The sequence below is a fragment of the Olivibacter sp. SDN3 genome (assembly GCF_014334135.1).
GTDB lineage: Bacteria > Bacteroidota > Bacteroidia > Sphingobacteriales > Sphingobacteriaceae > Olivibacter.
Map to the genome: position 1 here is coordinate 3,790,061 of NZ_CP060497.1, position 22,885 is coordinate 3,812,945.

Consider the following 22,885-nt stretch of genomic DNA (forward strand, 5'->3'; position numbering starts at 1 on the left):
ATGGAGCATTCGTAGCTTAGTTTCACTTTGCATAGCTTATTTTAGAGGATGAAATTAGAGCAGATTACCATTATAGAACCAACACGTTTAACAGGAGAAGGATTGGAAAGGTTACAGCAGTATGCCCGAAAACCTATCGTTTATTACAGAGACGTGTCTACTGACGAAGAGGCGATTATTGAACGGATAGGAGACAGCGATGCGATCTTGGTGGGTTGGCAAACAAAGATTACTGAACAAGTGCTACAGGCAGTTCCTCGATTGCGCTACATTGGATTATGCTGCAGTTATTATGGCCCCCAATCAAGTAACGTTGATGTTGCCTATGCCGAGACGCAGGGTATGGTGGTAACTGCCGTGAACGATTATGGAGATGAGGGGGTCGTAGAGTTTATTTTTGCGCAATTGATTAATTATTATAAAGGCGTCCCCGTATCTCTAGCCAATCGGACATCATCTGAGCTTAGTTCCAAAAGTTTGGGAATTGTAGGTTTGGGTGTGGTTGGGAAAATGGTGGCTAAAGTAGCAAAAGCTTTTGGCATGAAGATATACTATACCGGGCGCTTCAAAAGGTCGGATAGTGAAAGTGAAGGGGCTATCTGGCTACCCCTGACCTCACTTTTGAAAACGTGCGACGTGGTGAGCATTCATGTCCCGCGCGGAACGTTATTATTGGATGAAAACTATTTCAATAATAAAAAACCGGGTTCCATTATTATCAATACTTCTCTTGGAACGCCGCTTTCAGAGGAGGCTTTATACAACTGGCTGAAACGAGATAGCGAGGCATTGGCTATTTTCGATGCAGACGGTGCCTCTTCTTTCAGTAAAAAACTTCAAGAAATGCCAAACGTCATGGTGTACGCACAGTCTGCTGGATTAACAGAAGAGTCTAAGCATCGGCTTACTGCGAAAGCGATAGCTAATTTAGTCGGTTTTTTAGCTGATCATGATGTGGAATGCCTCTAGAAGCTTATTTAGCTTTATTCTATTCTGTCACTTGGATGCGTATAGGACTGCCATTTGCCATGCCGCTTACATTACCTGCATTATAATGGATGGTATAATGACCAGGCTTTTCCAGCTGGTATCCTTTCATAATCGAGAAAGCTACACTATCGTGATCTTGCGGTGCTATTAAACAATATGTTTCTGCAGGCGGAGGCATTACCCGTTTGGCCATTGCTCCCCGGTAAGAAACCTCTTTCCCGTCTTCATCAGTGATGGTAAGAAAATTATTCAAAAAGCCTTCAAATGGCGTATGATATTGCGTAAAACGCAGGGTGTCTGTCGTAGGATTGTATACTTTAAAGAGGATAGGCAGACTATCTGATAAACTGACAACACTATCCATTTCGAGTATTGCTACCAAAGTGGTATCACTGTTATTTAACGACTTGGCCTGCTTGCTACGGATGGTTTCTTTCGTGTCGCTTCGTGTATCTGTTGCTTGTTGGCACCCGATGAAAGACGCACATAAACCGAAGGCAAGCAGGATATGGCTGCTGTAGCGTTTGATCATGATCATTGATTTTAGTTCAAACTAGCATTTACTATACTTAATTCTTCTCCCTAGCTGGTGCTTTTTAATGCCCAATATATAAGTACGGGTTGAAAAAACAGCCGGATGAACCGCTTTTTATCGTTATCCAGCCCAAAAGCGTCCCGACGACGTATATACTGCTCAATATTGCCTGGGAAGACGGCGGTAAAGAAGGAAGCCGCAAATTCACCAACTGTTTTTCGATTTCTTTTTGGAGCAAATAGCAGCGCACATCCCAGAGCAACTTCCGCAATACCGGAGTAGACAACGGTATCATCTTTTTTTAGTGGAACCCAATTGGGTACCTGCGCCCGGAATTCTTTCCTGGCAAAGGAAAGATGGCTTACGCCTGCAAAGACTAGTGCAGAGCCCAATAGTATCCTCGATGCACTTTTTAGTTTTTCTTCTTTCACGATAAGTTGTTTTAGTAGTAAACACATTTGCTTATAAAAGGTTCGGGAGCTTTGAATTTTGTGAACGATGCTTTCTCTTGGTTGGAATAAGTTTGTTGTCGTTATATCGAGTCAGTGTATAGGACGATGTTTGACTACCTGAATTAATTTTTCTTAAACTTGAGTAGGCTGGCAGGCTGAAAGCCATAATAGTTTTTGAAAGCTCTGACAAAGGACATGTCTGATTGATAACCAACCAAAGCGGCGATAGCACCTAGTGGAAGTTCACGGCTTTGCAGTAGAGCTAAACTGTGCTTCATACGTAGATGATGTATGTAGCCAAAAACAGTGAATTTAAATAAAGTTTTGAACCCTTTTTTTAGTTTAAATTCATTGATACCTGCCTGTCGAGCTAATGTGGAAAGGCTATGTGATGATAGAAAATTTTGATCTAAGAATGCCTTGAGATCATGTAGTAAACCGATGTCCCGTTGGTTAAATATTTTTAAGGGATCTGAATGTTTTTTTTCCAGACGTTCATTTAAAATGATCAATAGAAGTTCTTCAATCTTGTGACAGATAAAAGAACGCTTTAACATATCGGCCACAGGTGGATGAGTAATTGCTCGGAGGATATGGCTTAAGGCCGGGCCGTAATGCTGCGGGTTATCAAAGAGCGTAAATGGCCGGTTTTGTTCTAGGTCTTTTGCGGTCGATGCCCAGTCATTTCCAAATTGTCTCAATAAGGAAAGAAAGTAATCTTGACGGACACCTATGCAGATATAGCCGTAATCTGCTTGCCTTGGAAACTTGAAGTTGCTGATTGGGTCAACACAGTTCATAACGCCATATTCGCCTTTGCTCAATGGTAAGTTGCTTCTAAAGCCGGATATTTTCGCATTAGAGTGCCCTTTTAATTGGAAATGAAAACTGGTATGATTGAAGTCGCTGAAATTAACTACTTTCAATTCTTCATCAAAAGACGAGTCAAATTGCAATACGTTAAAATCTGAATGGCTCCAGGTACAGGTTTTCGTTTCAAAGGAGCCTAGCACTTTTACAGCTTTGTATTGATTTTCTTTCAAGTCTATAAACGCTCTGTTTACCAGCTGTTTAAATTCATTGCCCTGCATTTTGTACATAAAAATCCGTTTGTGTTGATAAAAATCCGTCCCAGTAATCGGTTCCTGTGGTTAAAAATAAATATTTGCGCTATGAAAAACGAAGTATCTTTTCAGGAGGTCGATATAAAACACTGGAAACGACGTGCGCATTTTGATTTTTTTAAATCTTTTGAAAAGCCTCTTTGGGGTGTTACAACGCAGCTTAATTGTACAAAAGCATTTGCTTTTTGTCAGGCAAACGGGGTTTCTTTCTTTTATTACTATTTGTACAAATCGCTCTGTGCGGTAAATAATGTAGAGGCTTTCCGTTTACGTATAGCTGGAGATAGGCTGCTGAAATACCGTGAGATTGGCGGTTCTGTAACAGTGCTGAGGTATGACGAAACTTTCGGTTTTGCTTATTTTGAGCTGTATAACGATTTTGGTGCCTTTGAAACAAGGCTTAAGCGACAGATTGTCTGCGAAAAGCAGTCGACTGGCTTACAGACAGACCCTAATAAACCAGCTGTTGTTCATTATTCTGTTATGCCTTATCTTTCTTTTACACAGATCGACCATGCACAGTACAACTTGCGCGAAGACTGTATTCCAAAAATAACATTTGGTCAATATGTTAAGCAAGGGCAACAATTATTTTTGCCCATGTCTGTACACGTGCATCATGCCCTATGCGATGGGCTAGACGTGGGTAAATTTATAGCTCAATTTCAACGGTATTTGGAGATCTGATTATAGAGGATTTACCTTCTCTGGTCATATGCTTTAGGAATGCAACTATCCGCTACAAAATCTCTTCGCCTTCGCCAATGCAAAAGACAGTTTCTTTAGCTTGTACAGGAGGAGTGCCTATTTTATACATCACACGGCCTTTTACCGGGGCATGAATCTTTTTTTGAACCTTTCCGAAGAAATCGCTTATATAACCTATCATCTTACCTTTTTCAACCAGGTCGCCGCTTTTAAAATTGCTGTAAAAGATGCCGGAGGTGGGCGCATAGACATAATGCTGTTTGGTTATCAGCTTTTGCGGAGTTAATGTCGTATTGTTGTGTTTGCCGGGAAGCATTTTTTCTTTATGCAATATGTTCAGAATAGCATGAACGATTTGGTCTGTATCGCTGCTGTCTGTGCGACCAAGTTTTCCGCATTCGAGACTAAGCGCCACAAGGCCTTGCTGCGTAGCTTCTTTAAAGGCATATTCGGCTTTATCATGTGGTTTCAGTGTATAAGGGTACGACAAGTTGTACGTAAAGCCGGCAGCGAGAGTTAAACTTTTAGCATGAGCGGTAATACCGGGCGTATCTTTCCGATCATAATAACAGGCAAAAGGAAGGAGATCTTCATTGCCATCACCCGCATGAATATCCAACAGTATGTCGGAACGTTTGATAATATATTGGTTAATGGTAGCAGCTATACGTTCGGTGATGGAACCCGCTAGGTCACCGGGAAATACGCGGTTCAGGTTTTTGCGATCTTGCGGGTTAATAAAGACTGATCGGCCTTCGAAACCCGGTACGTTAGCAACCGGAACGATTAGTAGTGTGCCGCTGAGCTTCTCGGGGTCCAATTGTGCCAGTAATTGTTGAACAGCTAAAATGGGTGTGTATTCATAGCCGTGAACACCTGCTATAATGCTAAAAGTTGGTCCGGGTTGTTTGCCGTGAAGAATACTTATCGGTATGAAAGTGCGGTGTTTTTCATCGCTAACGGGAATCTGTAGATCAACCCGCTGTCCCGGTTTCACCTGATGCTTGTAGAAATCGAAACTTTGCGACATAGCCTTAGGGGAGATGAATAGCAAAAGTACCGCAAAAAACAGAATAGTATAGTTATATGAAGAATACATTTTACAAACATAATAAAAGTGAAACATTGTTGCATCATTATTCCTGTCCTTATACATAATTAAAAAGGCCATCAACAATTAGTAATTAGTGCTGTTATAGTCATAGTTTATCCTATCATCCTGACGCATATGGCAACATTCAATATCATTGTAACACTCATTTACGAGATAAAAAAACCTTCTACTCTTATACTGAATATCGAACCTTTGCATCTTGGTCAGCAAGTCGTTGTCAACGAAAAATTTCAACTGAACCGTGAAGTGGAAATGAAGACATTAGAAACGCAGTATCCATCAAAAAGAAATCGCATATTAAAGGTAAACGAGCCGGGCCCGCTCCACATCACCTATCGGGCGGATGTGAAAACAGCGATGATGGCTATAGCAAAGGAGAAATTACTGGATGTATCGATTGACGAGCTACCGGCTTCCGTTTTAACTTATCTACATCCGAGTCGGTATTGTCAGTCGGATAAACTTTATACTTTCGCGTCCAACCATTTTGGAAATTTGCAACATCCGTACGAAAAGGTAATGGCAATCCGCGATTGGATTTATTCATATGTGGAATATCAATCAGGTTTTAGTGATGCACAAACTTCGGCCCTCGATACCCTGATTGAACAGGTTGGCGTGTGCCGTGATTTCTCGCATATCGGTGTCGCCCTATGCCGTGCATTGGATATACCGGCCCGTTACCTGAGCGCCTATGCCTATCAATTGGATCCGCCTGATTTTCATGCCTGTTTTGAAGTGTATTTGGGTGGCTATTGGGTCGTGATAGATGCCACTAAACTAGCTCCTTTGAATGGCTTGATACGCATATCGTCTGGCTTAGATGCTACCGAAACCGCTATTGCTAGCGTGTTCGGGCAAACCGAACTCCACGATATGGAAGTGAGTCTTACGCTACCCGAAAATGAGCAATTCGTTCCAGTGGATGCGGAACATTCGCTGGTGGGATATACCATGCTGTAGTAGGTGCAATATGTTTCGTAACCCGTCACCATGCAGCAAATTTTTTGATCGGAGCGCGACTTGCGATATTGAAAAAAAACGATATCTTTATTCTTCTAAAATAATTTAAATATCAATAAATTTTTATGAAGAAGACATATGTTTTAGGCTTTACTTGCTGTTTATTGCTTGCTTTATCCGAACCTTTTAGTGTACAGGCACAGGTGGCGCCTATACAATCGAATACGGTTCATGGGGGTGAGCTTATTGGACGCTGGGACATTACGGTTGACCAAAACGGTAAACAGGCCCCTTCTTGGTTGGAGGTAGAACTATCTGGTTTTAAAACACTGGTGGGTCGCTTTGTGGGGGCAGAGGGGAGCGCACGACCAATAGCCAAAGTTAATTTCGAAAAGGGTGAGTTTGACTTTGCTATTCCTCCTCAGTGGGAGAAGGAGGAACGCGATCTTGAGTTGAAAGGAACGGTAACAGGGGGTCAGATCCAGGGGTCGATTACTACCAGCTCAGGTGAGACACATAGCTTTACCGGTGTGAAAGCACCCTATTTAAACAGAGATGTTGAACCATCTTGGGGAGAGCCGATTGAACTATTCAATGGGCAGGATCTAACAGGATGGAAAGCCTTGGGAAAAGAAAATCAATGGATAGTAAAAGACGGTGTGCTTACTAGTCCACGATCTGGTGCTAATTTGGTTTCCGAAAAAGAATTTGACGATTTTAAATTACATGTGGAATTTAGATACCAGGAGGGAAGTAATAGTGGCGTGTACCTGCGGGGTCGCTATGAGGTACAGATTATTGATAATCCAAAAACAGATCATCCCAACAGTCATTCATTCGGCGGGGTCTACGGTTTTCTTGTGCCAAGCGAGATGGCTCTTTTAGGCCCTAACGAATGGCAGACCTATGATATTACCCTTAATGGCCGTATGATAACGATTGTAGCGAATGGCAAAACGATTATCGCCAATCAAGAAATACCTGGTATTACCGGCGGCGCATTGGATAGTAATGAAGGTGAATCTGGTCCTATTTATATCCAAGGTGATCATGGTCCGATTGAATTTAGAAAAATTATCGTTACACCTGCAAAATAGCGTGTAGGCAAATGATGCATAGCCGGCGCTTTTAAGCCGGCTATTTATTTCAACTTAGCTGAAGCTCCATGAATAGGTTAACACGTTCATAGTGAGAATGAACGTTTGGTGCCTCTAATACCTTAAAACCGAATTTTTTATACAGATGAATAGAAGCCGTAAGCTTCGTGTTACCCTCGAGATAGAGGGTTTGAATACGATGCGCTTTGGCCTTCGCTATACTGGCGCTAAGTAAGGCTTTTCCGACACCTAAACCCTGTTTAGTTTCATCTACAGCGAATTTCGATAGCTCATATCGTTTTTTTGTTAACTTTTTCAGTGCACATACGCCAATCACTTCTTTTTCCAACAACGCCACCAAAATAAATCCACCGGCGTTAAGAATGCTTTCTGGATGATTTAACGGTTCTATATCGGCCGTTTCAAGTCGAAAGTGTTTGGTAATCCATTGTTCATTCAATGATTTGAATGCTGATTGGTGGGAAGGTGTGAAATCTACAATGTTAACGCTTACTGTAGGCATAGTAAAATTAATCACAGCTAAAATAATTAATTATTACCAAAAACAAGAAGCTAATGCGAATAGACTGGCCATTTATTAAGCTGCTTCATATCAGAATTACACACAATGAACTTCTTTACCGCTGGATTTAACCTTTCAATTTGCTGTCATTTTTGTACTAGTGATATATGGGGGTATTCTGTATATTTACATCATGAAACCTGCATGAGTTAGATCAAAGAAGTGACTCAGCGAAGCGATCTCTTGAACGCCACTGGGAACAAACAAGAGGTGGAAATATATAATCAGCTTGTGCAAGCTTCATCGCCTTTAAAAAGCAAATTATATAGATGAAAAACCTAAGCTTATATACCATCATTGTCATAATGGCTTTATGGGTGGCCACTAGCTGCAAAAAAGCCGATGACCTATCTGCAGAAATTGATGCCATCGAAAATAACCTTCTGCCTGCTATTCAGGCAGAAGGCGATAGCGTGTATTATAATATCGGGAAACGCATGGAGCACTATCAGGTGCCTGGAGTAAGCCTAGCGGTTATTAAAGACGGTGAGCTCAGATGGGCCAAAGGCTATGGAGTAGCGAATACAGAAACAGGCGCAAAGGTAGATACCAATACACTTTTTCAAGCTGCATCAATTAGTAAACCTATAGCGGCATTGGCAGTATTGAAACTTCTGGATAAGGGACTGCTAAAGTTGGATGAAAATGTTAATGCTTATTTGAAAGACTGGCAAATACCGGAAAACGGCTTCACGCAAAAAGAAAAAGTTACGCTCAGAAGATTGCTGACCCATACTGCCGGAACTACCGTACATGGTTTCCCTGGTTATACTTTTCAGGATAGCTTACCCGATACGCGGATGGTTTTAGAAGGGAAAGGCAATACGGATAAAATTATAGTGGATACGGTGCCCGGAATTGTGTGGCGTTATTCTGGTGGAGGGTATACCATTGTGCAGGAGATAGTTGAAGAGGTGAGTTCTCTTCCTTTTGAAAAATATTTACATGATGAAGTATTGCAGGCATTGGGCATGATGCATAGTACTTTTGAACAGCCAATATCGAAAAGTAAGCAGCAAGTTGTTAGCTTGGCTTACGATAGCAAAGGTGCAGTAATAGCTGGTGGTTATCATAATTATCCGGAAAAAGCCGCGGCCGGCCTTTGGACAACGCCGTCTGATCTGGCGAGATACTGTATTTTTGTGCAGCGATCAGTTGCCGGTAAAACATCTGGGGAAGTGCTTGCTAAGGAGACTATTGATCAGATGCTTACTAAAGACAAGAATAATTGGGGACTTGGACCTGTGTTATCGGGAGAAAAAGATAGCTTGATGTTTATGCACGGCGGTAAGAATGCGGGATTTACCAATATGTTCTTTGCTTTTGCCAATAGAGGTGACGGTTTGATTATCATGACCAGTGGAGATAATGGGGGCGGACTTATCAGTGAAATTCAACGGGCAGTATCCACATACTATAATTGGGATACGCATAAATCGAAATTGGTAAAAGTAGTCCAATTACCTATTGAAAAGCTCAATAGCTACACAGGGAAATATAGCCTGGACGGTAAAACTATAGGTGAAGATAATTACCATGCCACTGTCTCACTACAAAAGGGTAAACTTCAGCTTTTTATAAAGGAAGCGGATAAAACACTTGATCTTTTGCCGATCGCTGAAGATAAGTTTGTTGATAGGGAGGAAGGGAATGAAGTGGTATTTGATCATATGAAAGAAAAAAAAGCTTATCAGCTGATATGGAATGGCGATTATAAGTTTGTTCGCTATGAATAAAAACCAGCTCTTAATTGCGCGTAAAGCTTTACCTATAATTCTTGCCAACGCTACGGTGCCATTGCTTGGTTTGGCAGATACCGCCGCGATTGGACAGGTTGGAGGGGCACGCGAACTGGGGGCTATCGCATTGGGAGCATTGGTGTTTAGTTTTGTCTATTGGGGTTTTGGGTTTTTAAGGATGGGTACCACAGGGTTTACCGCACAGGCATTAGGCGCGAAAGATGTCGCGGAAATACGTGCGGTGTTCACGCGTTCTATGCTTTTAGGTCTTGTGATCGGTCTGTTGTTGATTGTGTTGCAACAAGCGGTATGTGGTTTAGCTTTGTGGTTGATGAATGCAAGCGACGGTGTTAAGGCGCTTGTAAAGCAATATTTTTATGTTAGAATATGGGGCGCTCCAGCTACCCTAGGGATGTTTGCCTTACTTGGCACCTTGATTGGGTTGGGACATACCCGACAGTTACTGCTTATCCAGTTGTTCTTAAACGGGCTTAATATCAGTTTAAATTTATTATTTGTGTTGGGTTTCGGCTGGGGAGTGCGGGGGATAGCTGCGGGCACAGTCATAGCCGAATGGTTTGCCCTTCTGTTGGGTTTGTGGATTGTTTCGAGATCGCTGGCTGTGGCGGCTCCCAATGGTGGTATTCGCCTAGCTTGGTCGCAAATCTTTCGCAAAGATAAATTTATAAAAATGCTCAAAACAAACTCAGACATTATGCTTCGTACATTGGCATTGCTGGCCGGTTTTGCGTGGTTTACCGATCAAGGGGCCCAGTTTGGAGACGTAACGTTAGCAGCAAATCATATTTTACTGCAATTTGTGTCTCTTTCTGCATTCTTTCTAGATGGTTATGCTTATGTCGTGGAAATGATGGTGGGTAAAGCCATTGGTGCAAAAGATCGATTGGCTTTTATACGTGATGTGCGTGATTCTACGCAGCTGGCCGGGTTCACAGCATTGATGCTGGCTTTACTGGTTTGGTTTGGAGGCGATAAGGCTATTGGTTTTTTAACACAAGATATCGCTGTACGTAGCACGGCTTCACTTTACCTATCCTATGCAGCGCTTTATGTAATGGCATCATTTATAGCCTTTCAATTAGATGGTGTATTTATAGGCGCAACTAGAAGTGCAGAAATGCGTAATGCCAGTGTGTTCTCCCTGTTGATATTCATCGGTGTTGGTATAGTGCTCGTATCCTGGATGGATAACAGTGGGCTCTGGATTGCTTTTGTTTGCTATGTATTAGTTCGCGGGATAAGCTTGGCCGTTTATATACCACGCATACTGAATGAGATAAAAAAAAAGCATTTGTCTGTATAATCAGGTAGTGTGGCATATGGTACAGCTAATAACTCAGTCAGATTTTTCCAATAGGTTTTTCAGTTCACTCTCTTCTAGGACAATGCGTTGTGGATTTCCACCGTCTCTAGACTTCCATTCTATGAGCCTGATAGCAAGTTGCATCTAGCTCGATGCCTGTAATATCACCATCATTATAACAACAGCAGCCGGCATTGAAGTAGGTATTTTTCGAATCCTCATAGCGGGTGGAAGCTTCTCCACTGACCTTGCCAGCACGCAGCTCATCTTCTAACTCGTTTGCCAATGTGATGTCCCCTGTTGCTCTGGCGGCGTGGAGTCTTTTATACGTTCGTTCCAGGTGAGTCAGGGAATTGAAAACGGGCTGATGTGTATGGCCGGTAATTAAAACCAAGTCTTTTTGTTTAGCTGTCCACTCGTACATGACCGTATTATGTGCCGATTTTAATTTTCTGTTATTGGCGGGTGTATTTGGATTAATGCGAAGATAGGATTGTAAAGGCCCCCATATGTTAGATACAAACCATTTGCTGAACCAGTTTCCGTCACTTTGAAGATCACCTTGATGGCCATGTGTCAGTAGAAAAGAAAGCGGTTTTTTATCAATGAACATACGGAGAACCAGTCCTTCGTACACCTTTAGTTTTTTTCCGTATACCTTCTCTATGGTTAAAAAGGCAAAGGGATCATTGTCCCAGTATAGATCATGGTTGCCGTATATTTTTATAAATGCATCTCTTTTAACAAAAAGCTTTTCTTTTTCGAAGCTAGCTTTATGATGCTTTATGACGGAAAAAATATTGTTTTTCCATAATTCTTCACTGTCGCCCAGGCAACAATAGGTGTATTCTTCTTGGTTGTAGTAATCGAGTGCGGCTAAATAATTTTTTTCGGATAGCAAAAAATCGTCCCGATAATCTTTGCTTCCCTTATGGTGGTCTGAAAAAATGATGAGTTTGGACGTTCCATTAAACTCCAATACTAAGCCCTTTTTTGACTTGCCATGCTGGATATGCTTAAATAAAGAAGATAAAGCAGTATGTACCCTAGCTCTGTCTGGCCTGGAGGCATATTTATCGGTGAAACGAATGATTGGATTGGTCAGTAATTTCTGAAGCAGTTTCCGCATATAACATTAACAGTTATATAAAAATAATGTTCAAGTAGAAAATAAACCATCGTATGAACCATCTGCATTTAAAATTTGATTTTCATTCGAATGGATAGCGTGTTTATTCACATGTTGTCTATTTATAATGGCGTTCACGCTGCCTTAGGCGGTTTAAAAAGTAATGGAGCTTGCACGCATGCGCTACAGGCTTCTTGCTAGCTTGACACAAGCGTCGCACAATAAACTTGCAAGGATCTTGCTACAATCTTGCAGGGATGACACAACAACGTTGCAAGAAAATTCCTATTCTGACACAATAAACTTGCGGACTAAGCACTGTTTAAGCTTTAGTTAAGCATAAGAGTACATAGGGGTCAATCTATAAATATAACCTAAAGGTTCAATTAGTAGCTTTTACACGTTCTAATCTAATTCGAATACAGGCGGATATAAAGGATGCCATAGCTATTAGCTTATTGGCTCAATAGAAGGCTAATCTATTGTTTATAAGTTTGTTAAAATCTGTTAAATCAAATAATAAAGCAACGTTTTAATTGCATATTCGTTTCATGGAACATTCGATACGTGGTCTTTTATATTTCTTTTTGGGATTGCCTCTGCTCGCTTCTTCGCAAATTCACCTTTCGGGCAAAATGGTGGCGGCCGATACCGAAAAACCTTTAGCCTATGTCAACATCGGTATCAGGAACAAAAATGTTGGGACGGTGTCGAATAGCAAGGGGAGCTATGAGTTGAAACTAAAGCATGATTACGCAGAGGATACGCTAACCTTTTCTTTGGTTGGGTATCACGATTTTGCCGTTTCGATTGGCGAATTACGAGATGGGGGGATGGAAGTAGTCAGGCTAAAACCAAAAACCGTTGATTTGCAGGTGGTGGAGGTATTTGGCAAGAAACTAGTTGAAAGAAAATTTGGGGTTAAGAGACGGAATTTCCTGATACACTTTACCGACGGAATGTTTACTCAGGAAGATATTTTTGAGATTGGCCAGTTGATAAAATTGGGCGAGCATCCTGCACGTATAAAAGATGTCAACCTATATATAAATGCCCCAAGGGAAGACAGCGCTACTTTTCGGATAAATTTTTACCGCTATGACGGGAAACGGCCAGCAGCGAGAATAATCGAAAAAAGCATGATACAACGCCATGCAGTTCAACAGGGATGGCTTCGCTTGAAACTTGAGGAACCAGTGCGGTTGAAGGGAGATTGCATAGTGACCGTTGAATTTATCCCGGAAGAAAAGAAGGATGTGCCGAACATCGCTTATGAAGTTAAATTGGGCGGAACTTCCAAAAGTTTCTACAGAAGAAATAGCCAAGGAACCTGGAATACGCCTCCACATCACTACTGTTTATATGTTACAGCCTTAGTTGATACAGAACAGCCAGAGACCGATGATGATGTCGAATCGATGCCCGCTTTTTCCTTATACAGCAATACGGTAAAGGATAGCTTTAGTATTTTTGTACAGTTACCTGAAGAATATGGTAAGAAAAAGCACCAGCGTCATCCGGTTATTTATCACCTCGATGGCAATGCCTATTTTGACCAGATACGTGACGCGGTACAGCACAGCAAACAAAATAAAGATGCTGTTGAACCAATTGTTGTGGGGATTGGTTATGCAAACGCTTATTTGATGGATTCTCTGAGAGTGCGCGATTATACTTTTCCTCCTGCGCCAGCGGAGGACAGCCTGCTAATAAGTGGTGGCGGAGATAAATTCTATTCCTTCATCAAGTCTATTTTAGTGCCACACGTAGATCGTGTTTATCGAACGGATAGTGCCAACAGAACAATTATGGGGCATTCTTTTGGAGGCTATTTTGTTTTATATGCCTTGTTGCACGATTATCTGGACGAAGGGAATACCACTATTTTTAATAATTATGTGGCGGCAAGCCCGTCTATTGCTTATGGGAGTAATTACCTCTTTAATCGTCTCGTTACCTTAGATAAGAACACATTTAAAAATGAAAAACCTTTAAAGCTTTTTCTAACGATGGGTGAAAGGGAATTGGCTGCTGACGGGAATCACAGTTTTAAATTGTTTTCGGAGTCGCTAGGTCGAGTGAATGGTATTGAACTTAAATCAAAAATATACAAAGATACCGAGCACATGGGAACAGCAATTCCATCGTTTGAGGATGGGATGGATTTTTTTGATTTTTCTATGTCCGGGGAAAAGTAGTTTAAAGCTGTATCTTTGTTAATAACTCAATGTAAATAGCGATTTGAACAAAGTACTGATCATTGGTTCGGGTGGGGCTGGCAAGTCTACTTTTGCCAGAAAATTGGCTGCTCTGACGCAATTATCGCTCATTCATTTGGATGCTTTTTATTGGCAATCTGGATGGGAGCAACCTAGTAGGGAGAGCTGGAGGCAGCAGGTTATCGAACTTGCATGCGGCAACCAGTGGATTATGGACGGAAATTATGGTAGTACATTGGAAGATCGTCTAAGGCATGCAGACACGGTAATCTTTTTAGACACCAACCGATATCGCTGTCTTTGGCGAGCTTTTAAGCGCTATGTTCAATTTAGGAATAAAGTAAGACCGGATATGGCAGCAGGGTGTAAAGAACGGATAACATGGGAATTCATCCGTTATATTTGGTTTTATCCTACGAAGAATAAACCCATGATCTTGGCCAAGATTAATAAGCACACTACCCATAAAAAGTTGGTAGTGTTAAAGGGAAAGGCGGATATCGAAAGTTATTTAGAAAAAATAACTACTCTTGTTACCAGCAATTCGTATTCAGGAAATTAGTTTTTATACTTTTTAATAAATGAGGCTTTAGCGTCATGGTAAGAAGTTACGCCACCTATGAGATGTAGAAACTTAATGTAATACCAGGCAAAATCGATCTGATGTTTTAAAAATCCAGAGCGCGCGCTGCTAGGATATAGGTGATGGTTATTGTGCCATTCGCCAGCCACAAAGCCGGGCCATAGCTGGTTGATCGACAGGTCGTTCTCGTTAAAGTCGTATCCTTTCCTGCGCTTGTTCTGTCCTTTTCCATGACCTTCGTAGTTAAAAGTCCGTACACCAATTGCCCAGAAAGCTGCCGCACCGAAAAGGGCAAAGGCCAAAGCATGTCCGCCGATGATGTAGAAAATAGTGTACCAAACCAGCCAATTTAACAGGCAGGTAAGTATCGCCCGTCCTGGGTGAACAATAGAACCCCATTTTTGGTAATTACGATAGCAATTGGCTTTTACGCCGGTATGTGCCATAAGCGCTGCGGTACGTGAATACTCTTCGACCGTTAAATTCTTCGCAATGGGTTGGTGGTTAACATCCGCTAAAAAACAATATAAGAAACCTCCGCTAGCGTTGTATGGATCGCCAGGCTTGTCAGATTTAGCGTGATGGACATGATGGGATATCGCATAGATCTCTTCTGGTACCATACTAATGGTTAAATTTTGTGTTAGTATACGCCAAAAGCTATTCTTGAATCTGTAAGCCTTGTGTGTACAGTAGCGGTGATGCCAAATGGTGCCATGGGTACCCATGACAATCATGCTGTATATAAACGCGGCGATCAATAGACCTATGCTGAAGTATTTAAAAATAAAAATGAATAGAAGCGGTATTAAAAGTAGTACTCTAAGCCAACTGAAAAAAGGGAGCCAATTCTTTCGTGACTGGAAGATATTGAGTCGTTTAAAGAACTCGCTAAAAAGCTGTTTTGCACTTGGTTTGTTGAACACACCGTGCTTATCCGACCATCCGTATGATGGCGGGTCTAATACTTTATCTAATAACATACGATCATTAATTGGTGAAAGGTACATCTTTTTATCATTAAAAGACGCTATCCATTGAAAGTTAACAAAACTTAACATTTAACCTAGTGTTCAATAAACCGACTTAAGATGTTGTGTTTGTCTTCGGAAAACGAATAATCTTTAACCATTTTAACAGTAAAATAATGGGATAAACGGGATCGATCTCATGCCACCGCCTGCCAAAATTTGCGTTCGACGGATGTTTATGATGATTATTATGGTAAGATTCGCCTAGCATTAAAATATCTACTACTAACAGGTTTTTTGACGTATTTTTAAGTTTAAAGTTGATATAACCATATTTGTGTGCGAACCAATTGACAATGGCTCCATGAAAAGGGCCCATGGTAATGACAATAGGCAGGAGCATAAACCACCAGTATGAAGTTGCAAACGAAAGAAAAAATAGGATGTATGCAACTGTCCACAGCAGACGTGAGATTTTGGAATTTGCCCAGCGGTCAAAACCAGTCCATGTGGGTAGGTTTTTCAGAAAACGTGATTCAACCGGGCGTTTATGATAAAGGATATCTGTATAAATATTTCGTGTACGCCACATCATACTGGCAATATTTGATGAGAATTTTGGTGAATGCGGATCTTGCTCCGTATCCGTGTAAGCGTGATGCATGCGATGCATAATAGCATAGGCTCTTGGACTTAGGTAAGAAGAGCCCTGAGTAAGGTAACAAAAGATGAAAAAAAAGCGTTCCCAAAACCTGTTCATGGTAAAGGAACCATGGGCTGCATAGCGGTGCTGGAAAAAAGTCTGTGAAAAAAGGGATAGATACCATAACCCTATAAAAAAAACTAAAATAATCATAAAATGAATACTTGAATAAACAATAATAAAGAATGCAGAAAATTTTTTTAAAGCCTACTTTTGCTGTAGTGATAGGGAAAAGTAGTAACCTGAAGAATGCTTAACTGTATCTCTAAAGTCTAAATATAAGGCTTTACTTTTGCATTTGCAATAATAAAGTGATTTACATTTTTTAATAGAAAGCTTTAATTAAAAGGAAAATAAAATAGCATACACTGGTTCTAAATTAAATGCTTATCTTTACTAAATATCTCCAAAAATAATTGAAGGGTAAAATTGGTTGATATGGAGCTACCGGGTAGCTTCTGGACTACAGTTATCCTCTTCACAAATACCTGAAATAGGTTTTGCAATATACTCTTTCTTTGCAAACACGTTGTTTTCAATAAATTATAATCAAGGAAAGTTATAACTGATGTTGCGTTTAAATGAAACGTGCATTTAACCATATAAGACAGTATCCACCAAAGTAAATAAGACAATGAAAAGGAAATTATCGTAAAAGCGGTTGTTGACCTTTTTAAGTATTTAATCTCAATAGTAATACATTATGCAAAAAGGAACAGTAAAATTTTTTAATGAAACGCGTGGTTTTGGATTTATCACGCCTCAGTCTGGTGAAAAAGAAATATTCGTACATATTTCTGGCCTGATTGATGAAGTGCGGGAGAACGATGACGTTGTTTTCGACGTGGAGCAAGGGCCGAAAGGTTTAAGCGCTATCAAAGTAAAGATAGCCTAAGCGGATATTAATATTAGGGGCATTCTTTTTACAGGAGAATGCCCCTTGTTTTAGTACTGTTTGTGAGTAATGTAAAATATGAATGAGACAATTAAAGATTTTTGATTCGATTACCAAGCGTGATAACCGATCGCTAAGTTTATACTTAACTGAAGTTAGCAAGTTTGAATTAATAAATGCCGATGAAGAAGTGACACTCGCCGTACGTATACGGGAAGGCGATCACGCGGCTTTAGAACGTTTGACAAAAGCCAATTTACGATTTGTGATTTCGGTAGCCAAACAGTATCAGCACCAGGGCTTGGTGTTGGAGGATTTAATAAATGAAGGAAATATGGGGCTGGTTAAGGCTGCAAAAAGGTTTGACGAGACGAAAGGTTTTAAATTTATTTCCTATGCTGTGTGGTGGATAAGACAGAGCATTATGTCTGCTATATCTATTCAATCGCGTGCCGTACGTCTTCCGGGAAATCAGATTAGCAGTTTGATAAAATTGCGCAAATCGCAGTCCGTCCTGGAACAGCGCCTAGAGCGGGGACCAAGCGTGGAGGAGTTGGCTCTGGAACTCGATGTTTCCATAGATAAGGTTGTTGTTTCCCTTTCAAACGCTGAAAGACACGTTTCTATAGATGCACCATCTATATTTACGGAAGACGAGCGTTTGCTGGATACCCTGCCAAATTCAGAATCTGGCACCGATGAACAATTGCTACAGGATTCACTCTATGCGAGTATTAATCTAATGCTTCAAAGACTTAATGAACGTGAACGAAAGATTCTTACCATGTTTTATGGCTTAAGTAACACAGAACCTCAAACATTGGAAGCAATTTCGTTTCAGTTGAACCTTAGCACGGAACGTATTCGTCAATTGAAAACAAAAGCCTTATTGCATATTAAAAACTCGTCTTTTGGAAAAGATCTGTCGTTTTACTTGTAACGATTACTGGGTCGTATAGGACAGGTATAATAAATTTATTGTATATTTGTACAAAACCTCACTTACTCTGTATCCGGTCTCCTCTTCTGATAGGTCTCCTTTTCATTGTAAACACGGTCATTTCAAGTATATTTATTGTTAAAATAGTTAATAATCTATGGGTAGAAGTCAAGAAACATTCCGAAAAAAAGAAAATCTGAAAAAACGCGAACAAAAGAAGAAAGAAAAAGAGCTTAGAAAGGAAAATAGGAGCAGTCAATCTGCGAAGGGAAAATCGTTGGAAGATATGTTGGCGTATGTAGATGAGAACGGAAACTTGACTACCGAAAAGCCGCAGGAGCAGAAAAAAAACAAAATCAATGCTGATGATATTTTAATCAGTACGCCTAAGATGGCAGAGGAAGATGAAGTGCAACAAGGAAAAGTTAAGTATTATAACGATCAACGTGGTTGGGGTTTTATTAACAATGTACATGGTGAACAACTATTCTTCCTTATTTCTGAAGCCCACGAAAATATCAAGGTAGATGACAAAGTGAATTTCAAAACCAGGAGAGGACCTAAAGGCCTACAGGCCTATGATATTGAACCAGCAAATAACCAAAAGGGTACTACGACCCAAGAGCCTCGCTAACATTCAACGATAAATAAAATACGAGTGTACCTCTTTCGATTTTTTGATAGCGGTTACTTACCTATTATTGGTAGAAACTGGATAAATCAGCGGAAAGAGTGAAGTACAGGAAATAACACTTATGGAAAAGAGGTAAATAATTTCGCTCTTTTTTGTTGTTGGATATTCGTGAATACTAGACGTTTTTCCCAAGTTTAAATTAGCTGTTTTTTCTATACCGTTTCTGAGTTATATTTGTGATGCTTAGTGATTAAGGATGTAAGTTATTTGTAATTAAAATCATTTGTTAAACTGCCTGGTATCATGGAGTGTTTTCTGGGACGTTGATAAATTAGCCTTCATTACCAAAGCTCATAGGAATGTACCTAAAAATGGCAACGATGAATACTGTACTTTTATTAACTGATCTGAACGCTGATAAAGAAGATTTTTATCGATATGCTCTGCGATTCGTACAACGAATGAAGGCCAATCTGGTTTTACTGCATATAGTGGATCATCATGTAGCCGCGGACAGCAAAGTGTTGGATATGAAGCGGCTTAAAACCCAAATGGATAGTGCTTTGGTGAAGGAGGCGACCGACGAGATGGAGGTCACCTACTTTATTGAGGAAGGTGCATTCGCGGATACCGTTAAGAAAATTATTGATCGAGAATCAGTAAACCTGCTTTTGATGGGTGCTGCTGACGGAAAAAACATCAAAGGCCATTTATTTGGGAAGAAGCTTAGAGCTGTTGTTGAAAAAGTAAATTGTCCAATATTGTTCATCCCCGACCAAGTAGCATTTCAGGAAATAGAACAGATCGTCTATGTCACAGATATTCGGTATAGTGATTTTAGCATCATCAAACAGTTGGAAGTTATGGCTTCATTAATGAACGCACAGATATCGTTATTGCATGTATGTGCTTCAGGTCTGCCCGAATTGGATGCCCGAACGGCGACTACACTTTTTGCCGATACTATCGCCCCGCGAATAAGAACGGATATCCGTGTTTACAAGAATGATAAAAATGATAATGCTGAAGATTTTATCCAGCAATTACTGTCTAACAATACACAAACAATTTTAGCAATTGCCCGTCGTAAGTATCATTTTTTTGATCATCTTTTTACCATGAACCCTACAGAAGAGGCAAAAATATATAAGCGGTTACCGGTGTTGATTATGCCTGTGTGATAGAAGACCGAAACTGTTGCCGCATGACCCCGGGTGGACATCCATGCCATTTTTTGAAAAAGTGATTAAAAGCAACAGATGCTTAGCTGTTATGTACTTGGGAAAGGAATTCCTTTCTATAGGAACTCGCAACAGGTAGCGTGTGTCCCTGTATGCTTACCTGATGGCGTTCTAATTTGTCGATGGCTTTTTTGTTAATAATGAATGATCGGTGGATTCTTATAAATTGGTTGCCGGTTAATAGCTCTGTGCATTCAGCCAACGTCATTCTGCTCGTAAAGGTTTGGTTAAAAGTAACAAATGTGACATAGTTTCCGCTGGCTTCTAAATAGAGGATATCATCAAGAAACACCTTCAAAAGGTCGTAACCGCTTTTTATCATCATGAAATCAGTTTCTTCTAAACGTGTTACATGGCGTATATTCAATAGCTCTTTTGCTTTGTTACAGGCTTTTATAAAACGAATAAGTGAGAATGGTTTTAAAAGGTAATCAACGGCGTCTAAATCAAAACTGGTCACCGCATGCTCGGCATAGGCGGTGGTAAAGACTACAAGCGGCTTATGTTGTAAACTGTTGAAAAAATCGATGCCGGAAATATCCGGCATTTTAATATCGAGAAAAAGTAAATCAACGGGTTGGGTTTGCAACTGCTCAATCGCATGAAACGCGTTGGTAAACGTGCCATCCAATTGAAGATAGGGGACCTTTGCGGAAAGTTTCTGTATAACTTCCAATGCAAATGGTTCGTCGTCAATAGCGATGGCCCGGATCATCTTTTATAAATAGTTTTGTTCATGCGATGTGGTTGTTTGCAAAGATAAACGGTAATAGCGTTGTAAGCAAAAAGCTTATAACACAAGCGTTAAATGTATAAAATATTCTTCATTGGTTTGCCGTATGGAGAGTTCATGTTTTCCCTGGTATAGTTGCGCTAAGCGTTGCTGTACATTGACTAGGCCAATACCACTTTTACTTTTTTCGGGATCGTTGCTGGCCTTCTTGTGGATACTATTGTATACGTCAAAATAGAGTTTACCTGCTTCAAGATACAGATTGATCTTGATCCAGGAGTTTTCATTTAAGCTGATACCGTGCTTAAAGGCGTTTTCAACAAACGGAATCAGTAGCATTGGTGCTATCTGATGATTTTCTCCAACCGTTGCCAGGCGATGATCTACCAGGACATTGGACGAGCGTGCGGTACGCATGCACTGTAAATCTATATAATGCTGCAGATACTCGATTTCGCGGACCAGTAATATTTTTTCCTGTATATTTTCATGCAGCATAAAACGCATCATATCTCCCAATTTCTGTATGCCAGATGCCGTCATTTCTGCTTCCTCCATCAGTGCCGTGCCATAAAGGGTATTCAGTACGTTGAACAGAAAGTGTGGATTGATCTGTGAGCGCAAAAAGCCGAGGTTGGCTGTACTCTTGTCTAAAGCTGTTTCCAAATTGAGCAATTTGCTGAGATTGCCTACCTGTTGTTTGTACATATACCAGGTAATCGGAATAAGTATCAGGTTTACACAAATCCACGCAACTATAAACCCGCTGAAGTTGATGGACGTTGGAACTACAAACAGCAATCCGAAAGGTATGTAAGCGACTAATGATACAGGGACTCTAACGAATAAGTAGGTTTTAAGATTGTAGTTTCTCTTGGTGCAAAAAGGTAATATCACGTGTAAATCGACGTTATACATGATAAATGCATACACAGACATGATAAGCCAGAAAGGTCCGAAATGTGCGTTGACACTCATCAGCAAAATAAACACCAACAGGATAACAATGATGGCGATGAGGCTTTCCTTGACGATGCGTGCTGTGAGGTTTCCCTTTTGTTTTAACAAGAATATAGTTCCTTGTTTGATAAGGGTGTACGCCGTTAAAAAAACAACCGTAAAAAAGATAGCTGGAATGACCCTGTTGCGGTTATTGAAGTACAGCCAAACGCTGTGGTGTTCATACATTTTGCGGGCCCATTCGCAAAAAGCAAAACCTAGCCAAATAAAGAAAAATGCAAGGATCGAAACGATAAGTGCTTGCTCGTATCTGCGTTTTGCGATAAATTTTGGAATGATCCAATTGTTGAAGGTAATGAAGGCCACATAAAATAGGGAAGCAAATAATAGCAGAGGAAGTAGGTGGTTTGTATAGAAATTAAAGGGTAGCCCCTTTGCTTTAAAAGGGTCTGCCAGGAAATACGACCGCTGTTCTTCCCAGTTTCTGGTTTCACTACTATGGATTATAATCAACACAAAAAGTATAATAGCGGTTGAGATAATTGCTTCGATGCGTCTTAGTTTCATACCTGTTTAATTTTCGACAATGTTAGTCAATAGCAGAGGTAAACGCAATTAAATGGGGTGAATGTGACTGTTTGTGGGGTGGATAAGACTTTCATAAGAAAATGTTTTGGTTGCTTAGATCGAATATATGAAAACTATAAAATATCTAATAATATTGATGGGGCTGTTTTTCACTACTGAAGTGCTAAGTCAAAATAATAATAACGAGATGATAACCTTTGAAAATCCTGTCACAGTTGCTGCACCTAATGGTTATTCACATGTAGTAAAGGTTGATTTGGGCAATGCTTATATGCTTGTTTTATCTGGACAAGTAGCATTTGATGAAAAAGGTGTTTTGATTGGCAAGGATAATTTTGCCAAACAAACAGAACAGGTTTTTCAGAATATTAAAAATATTATTGAAACGGCTGGCGGTACGATGGATAACTTGGTTAAACTAGGCTTTTTTGTTACGGATATAAGTCAACTTCAACAATTGAGGTCTGTTAGAGATACTTTCATCAATACTGAGCAACCTCCTGCAAGTACATTGGTGGAGGTAAAAGGACTGGTCCATAAAGATCTACTGATAGAAATTGAAGCTACGGCTATCGTTCCGAAAGGTTAGCGCTAAATGGTTTCATTTATAAATAAAAAAGTTGATCTCCCTTTACCGCTGCTTCATACGTACGTGAAAAT

The 22,885-nt window shown here is 40.4% G+C and carries 23 protein-coding genes; 13 read left to right on the top strand and 10 right to left on the bottom strand.

Annotation, left to right across the window (positions count from 1 at the left end):
- Positions 1-48: 48 nt before the first annotated feature.
- On the top strand, positions 49-969 hold the full coding sequence (locus H8S90_RS15680; RefSeq protein WP_187338797.1) for an NAD(P)-dependent oxidoreductase: 921 nt from the start codon (positions 49-51) through the stop codon (positions 967-969).
- A gap of 19 nt (positions 970-988) precedes the next feature.
- Here H8S90_RS15680 and H8S90_RS15685 read toward each other — a convergent pair whose 3' ends face one another.
- The 3 genes from H8S90_RS15685 to H8S90_RS15695 all read right to left on the bottom strand — a co-directional run bounded on the left by H8S90_RS15685 (position 989) and on the right by H8S90_RS15695 (position 3,077).
- On the bottom strand, positions 989-1,522 hold the full coding sequence (locus H8S90_RS15685; protein ID WP_187338798.1) for a hypothetical protein: 534 nt from the start codon (positions 1,520-1,522) through the stop codon (positions 989-991).
- Positions 1,523-1,572: 50 nt separating this feature from the next.
- Complete coding sequence (locus H8S90_RS15690; RefSeq protein WP_187338799.1) at positions 1,573-1,956, bottom strand: hypothetical protein; 384 nt, start codon at positions 1,954-1,956, stop codon at positions 1,573-1,575.
- Between the two features lie 143 nt (positions 1,957-2,099).
- Positions 2,100-3,077, bottom strand: a complete 978-nt coding sequence (locus H8S90_RS15695; protein WP_187338800.1) for an AraC family transcriptional regulator — start codon at positions 3,075-3,077, stop codon at positions 2,100-2,102.
- A gap of 72 nt (positions 3,078-3,149) precedes the next feature.
- Between H8S90_RS15695 and H8S90_RS15700 the strand changes: the two genes are divergently transcribed.
- Positions 3,150-3,788, top strand: coding sequence for a CatA-like O-acetyltransferase (locus tag H8S90_RS15700; protein ID WP_187338801.1), 639 nt, complete (start codon positions 3,150-3,152; stop codon positions 3,786-3,788).
- Between the two features lie 52 nt (positions 3,789-3,840).
- On the opposite strand, the gene H8S90_RS15705 is transcribed toward H8S90_RS15700, so the two are convergent.
- Positions 3,841-4,839, bottom strand: coding sequence for a succinylglutamate desuccinylase/aspartoacylase family protein (locus H8S90_RS15705; protein WP_222852111.1), 999 nt, complete (start codon positions 4,837-4,839; stop codon positions 3,841-3,843).
- 198 nt (positions 4,840-5,037) lie between these two features.
- Between H8S90_RS15705 and H8S90_RS15710 the strand changes: the two genes are divergently transcribed.
- A complete protein-coding gene (locus H8S90_RS15710; RefSeq protein ID WP_187338803.1) occupies positions 5,038-5,886 on the top strand; it encodes a transglutaminase family protein in 849 nt (282 codons plus the stop codon).
- A 125-nt stretch (positions 5,887-6,011) separates the two neighbouring features.
- Positions 6,012-6,983, top strand: a complete 972-nt coding sequence (locus H8S90_RS15715; protein ID WP_187338804.1) for a DUF1080 domain-containing protein — start codon at positions 6,012-6,014, stop codon at positions 6,981-6,983.
- Between the two features lie 49 nt (positions 6,984-7,032).
- Here the strand turns inward: H8S90_RS15715 and H8S90_RS15720 are convergent, their stop codons facing one another.
- Positions 7,033-7,506 carry a GNAT family N-acetyltransferase gene (locus tag H8S90_RS15720; RefSeq protein WP_187338805.1) on the bottom strand — a complete coding sequence of 158 codons (474 nt, stop codon included), beginning with the start codon at positions 7,504-7,506 and terminating at the stop codon, positions 7,033-7,035.
- A 329-nt stretch (positions 7,507-7,835) separates the two neighbouring features.
- On the opposite strand from H8S90_RS15720, the gene H8S90_RS15725 reads away from it, so the two are divergent.
- Together H8S90_RS15725 and H8S90_RS15730 are read left to right on the top strand one after the other, a co-directional pair.
- The gene (locus H8S90_RS15725) at positions 7,836-9,302 is read left to right on the top strand and encodes a serine hydrolase (RefSeq protein WP_187338806.1); all 1,467 of its coding nucleotides are present in this window, start codon (positions 7,836-7,838) and stop codon (positions 9,300-9,302) included.
- Positions 9,295-10,629 (top strand): MATE family efflux transporter, encoded by a 1,335-nt coding sequence (locus H8S90_RS15730; protein ID WP_222852112.1) that lies wholly within the window; start codon positions 9,295-9,297, stop codon positions 10,627-10,629. Before H8S90_RS15725 ends, H8S90_RS15730 begins: the two co-directional genes overlap by 8 nt.
- Positions 10,630-10,735: 106 nt before the next feature.
- On the opposite strand, the gene H8S90_RS15735 is transcribed toward H8S90_RS15730, so the two are convergent.
- A complete protein-coding gene (locus tag H8S90_RS15735) occupies positions 10,736-11,758 on the bottom strand; it encodes a metallophosphoesterase (protein WP_255501624.1) in 1,023 nt (340 codons plus the stop codon).
- Between the two features lie 551 nt (positions 11,759-12,309).
- Here H8S90_RS15735 and H8S90_RS15740 point away from each other — a divergent pair.
- Entirely contained in the window at positions 12,310-13,956 is a 1,647-nt protein-coding gene (locus H8S90_RS15740; RefSeq protein ID WP_187338808.1) for an alpha/beta hydrolase-fold protein, read from the top strand.
- A 43-nt stretch (positions 13,957-13,999) separates the two neighbouring features.
- Complete coding sequence (locus tag H8S90_RS15745) at positions 14,000-14,539, top strand: DNA topology modulation protein (protein ID WP_187338809.1); 540 nt, start codon at positions 14,000-14,002, stop codon at positions 14,537-14,539.
- On the opposite strand, the gene H8S90_RS15750 is transcribed toward H8S90_RS15745, so the two are convergent.
- Entirely contained in the window at positions 14,536-15,621 is a 1,086-nt protein-coding gene (locus tag H8S90_RS15750) for a fatty acid desaturase (protein WP_255501625.1), read from the bottom strand. The two genes, H8S90_RS15745 and H8S90_RS15750, sit on opposite strands and share 4 nt — an antisense overlap.
- A 25-nt stretch (positions 15,622-15,646) precedes the next feature.
- Positions 15,647-16,387 carry an acyl-CoA desaturase gene (locus H8S90_RS15755; protein WP_187338810.1) on the bottom strand — a complete coding sequence of 247 codons (741 nt, stop codon included), beginning with the start codon at positions 16,385-16,387 and terminating at the stop codon, positions 15,647-15,649.
- Between the two features lie 550 nt (positions 16,388-16,937).
- Between H8S90_RS15755 and H8S90_RS15760 the strand changes: the two genes are divergently transcribed.
- From H8S90_RS15760 to H8S90_RS15775, 4 genes are all read left to right on the top strand, one after another.
- Positions 16,938-17,129: a cold-shock protein gene (locus tag H8S90_RS15760; protein ID WP_187338811.1), complete on the top strand. Its 192-nt coding sequence runs from the start codon at positions 16,938-16,940 to the stop codon at positions 17,127-17,129.
- 82 nt (positions 17,130-17,211) lie between these two features.
- Entirely contained in the window at positions 17,212-18,069 is an 858-nt protein-coding gene (locus tag H8S90_RS15765; protein ID WP_187338812.1) for an RNA polymerase sigma factor RpoD/SigA, read from the top strand.
- A 157-nt stretch (positions 18,070-18,226) separates the two neighbouring features.
- Entirely contained in the window at positions 18,227-18,703 is a 477-nt protein-coding gene (locus H8S90_RS15770; protein ID WP_187338813.1) for a cold-shock protein, read from the top strand.
- 380 nt (positions 18,704-19,083) lie between these two features.
- The gene (locus tag H8S90_RS15775) at positions 19,084-19,884 is read left to right on the top strand and encodes a universal stress protein (protein WP_187338814.1); all 801 of its coding nucleotides are present in this window, start codon (positions 19,084-19,086) and stop codon (positions 19,882-19,884) included.
- An 82-nt stretch (positions 19,885-19,966) separates the two neighbouring features.
- On the opposite strand, the gene H8S90_RS15780 is transcribed toward H8S90_RS15775, so the two are convergent.
- The gene (locus H8S90_RS15780; RefSeq protein WP_187338815.1) at positions 19,967-20,659 is read right to left on the bottom strand and encodes a LytTR family DNA-binding domain-containing protein; all 693 of its coding nucleotides are present in this window, start codon (positions 20,657-20,659) and stop codon (positions 19,967-19,969) included.
- A gap of 75 nt (positions 20,660-20,734) precedes the next feature.
- The gene (locus H8S90_RS15785; RefSeq protein ID WP_187338816.1) at positions 20,735-22,204 is read right to left on the bottom strand and encodes a sensor histidine kinase; all 1,470 of its coding nucleotides are present in this window, start codon (positions 22,202-22,204) and stop codon (positions 20,735-20,737) included.
- A 127-nt stretch (positions 22,205-22,331) separates the two neighbouring features.
- Here H8S90_RS15785 and H8S90_RS15790 point away from each other — a divergent pair, with 127 nt between their 5' ends.
- Positions 22,332-22,814 (top strand): RidA family protein, encoded by a 483-nt coding sequence (locus H8S90_RS15790; protein WP_222852113.1) that lies wholly within the window; start codon positions 22,332-22,334, stop codon positions 22,812-22,814.
- Positions 22,815-22,885: the final 71 nt, after the last annotated feature.

Bases quoted from the DNA above. Each gene is read 5' to 3' on its own strand.
- H8S90_RS15680 (WP_187338797.1), top strand. From the start codon at position 49: ATGAAATTAGAGCAGATTACCATTATAGAACCAACACGTTTAACAGGA.
- H8S90_RS15685 (WP_187338798.1), bottom strand. From the start codon at position 1,522: ATGATCAAACGCTACAGCAGCCATATCCTGCTTGCCTTCGGTTTATGT.
- H8S90_RS15695 (WP_187338800.1), bottom strand. From the start codon at position 3,077: ATGTACAAAATGCAGGGCAATGAATTTAAACAGCTGGTAAACAGAGCG.
- H8S90_RS15700 (WP_187338801.1), top strand. From the start codon at position 3,150: ATGAAAAACGAAGTATCTTTTCAGGAGGTCGATATAAAACACTGGAAA.
- H8S90_RS15705 (WP_222852111.1), bottom strand. From the start codon at position 4,839: ATGTCGCAAAGTTTCGATTTCTACAAGCATCAGGTGAAACCGGGACAG.
- H8S90_RS15710 (WP_187338803.1), top strand. From the start codon at position 5,038: ATGGCAACATTCAATATCATTGTAACACTCATTTACGAGATAAAAAAA.
- H8S90_RS15715 (WP_187338804.1), top strand. From the start codon at position 6,012: ATGAAGAAGACATATGTTTTAGGCTTTACTTGCTGTTTATTGCTTGCT.
- H8S90_RS15720 (WP_187338805.1), bottom strand. From the start codon at position 7,506: ATGCCTACAGTAAGCGTTAACATTGTAGATTTCACACCTTCCCACCAA.
- H8S90_RS15725 (WP_187338806.1), top strand. From the start codon at position 7,836: ATGAAAAACCTAAGCTTATATACCATCATTGTCATAATGGCTTTATGG.
- H8S90_RS15730 (WP_222852112.1), top strand. From the start codon at position 9,295: ATGAATAAAAACCAGCTCTTAATTGCGCGTAAAGCTTTACCTATAATT.
- H8S90_RS15735 (WP_255501624.1), bottom strand. From the start codon at position 11,758: ATGCGGAAACTGCTTCAGAAATTACTGACCAATCCAATCATTCGTTTC.
- H8S90_RS15740 (WP_187338808.1), top strand. From the start codon at position 12,310: ATGGAACATTCGATACGTGGTCTTTTATATTTCTTTTTGGGATTGCCT.
- H8S90_RS15750 (WP_255501625.1), bottom strand. From the start codon at position 15,621: ATGTTAAGTTTTGTTAACTTTCAATGGATAGCGTCTTTTAATGATAAA.
- H8S90_RS15755 (WP_187338810.1), bottom strand. From the start codon at position 16,387: ATGATTATTTTAGTTTTTTTTATAGGGTTATGGTATCTATCCCTTTTT.
- H8S90_RS15760 (WP_187338811.1), top strand. From the start codon at position 16,938: ATGCAAAAAGGAACAGTAAAATTTTTTAATGAAACGCGTGGTTTTGGA.
- H8S90_RS15765 (WP_187338812.1), top strand. From the start codon at position 17,212: ATGAGACAATTAAAGATTTTTGATTCGATTACCAAGCGTGATAACCGA.
- H8S90_RS15770 (WP_187338813.1), top strand. From the start codon at position 18,227: ATGGGTAGAAGTCAAGAAACATTCCGAAAAAAAGAAAATCTGAAAAAA.
- H8S90_RS15775 (WP_187338814.1), top strand. From the start codon at position 19,084: ATGAATACTGTACTTTTATTAACTGATCTGAACGCTGATAAAGAAGAT.
- H8S90_RS15780 (WP_187338815.1), bottom strand. From the start codon at position 20,659: ATGATCCGGGCCATCGCTATTGACGACGAACCATTTGCATTGGAAGTT.
- H8S90_RS15785 (WP_187338816.1), bottom strand. From the start codon at position 22,204: ATGAAACTAAGACGCATCGAAGCAATTATCTCAACCGCTATTATACTT.
- H8S90_RS15790 (WP_222852113.1), top strand. From the start codon at position 22,332: ATGAAAACTATAAAATATCTAATAATATTGATGGGGCTGTTTTTCACT.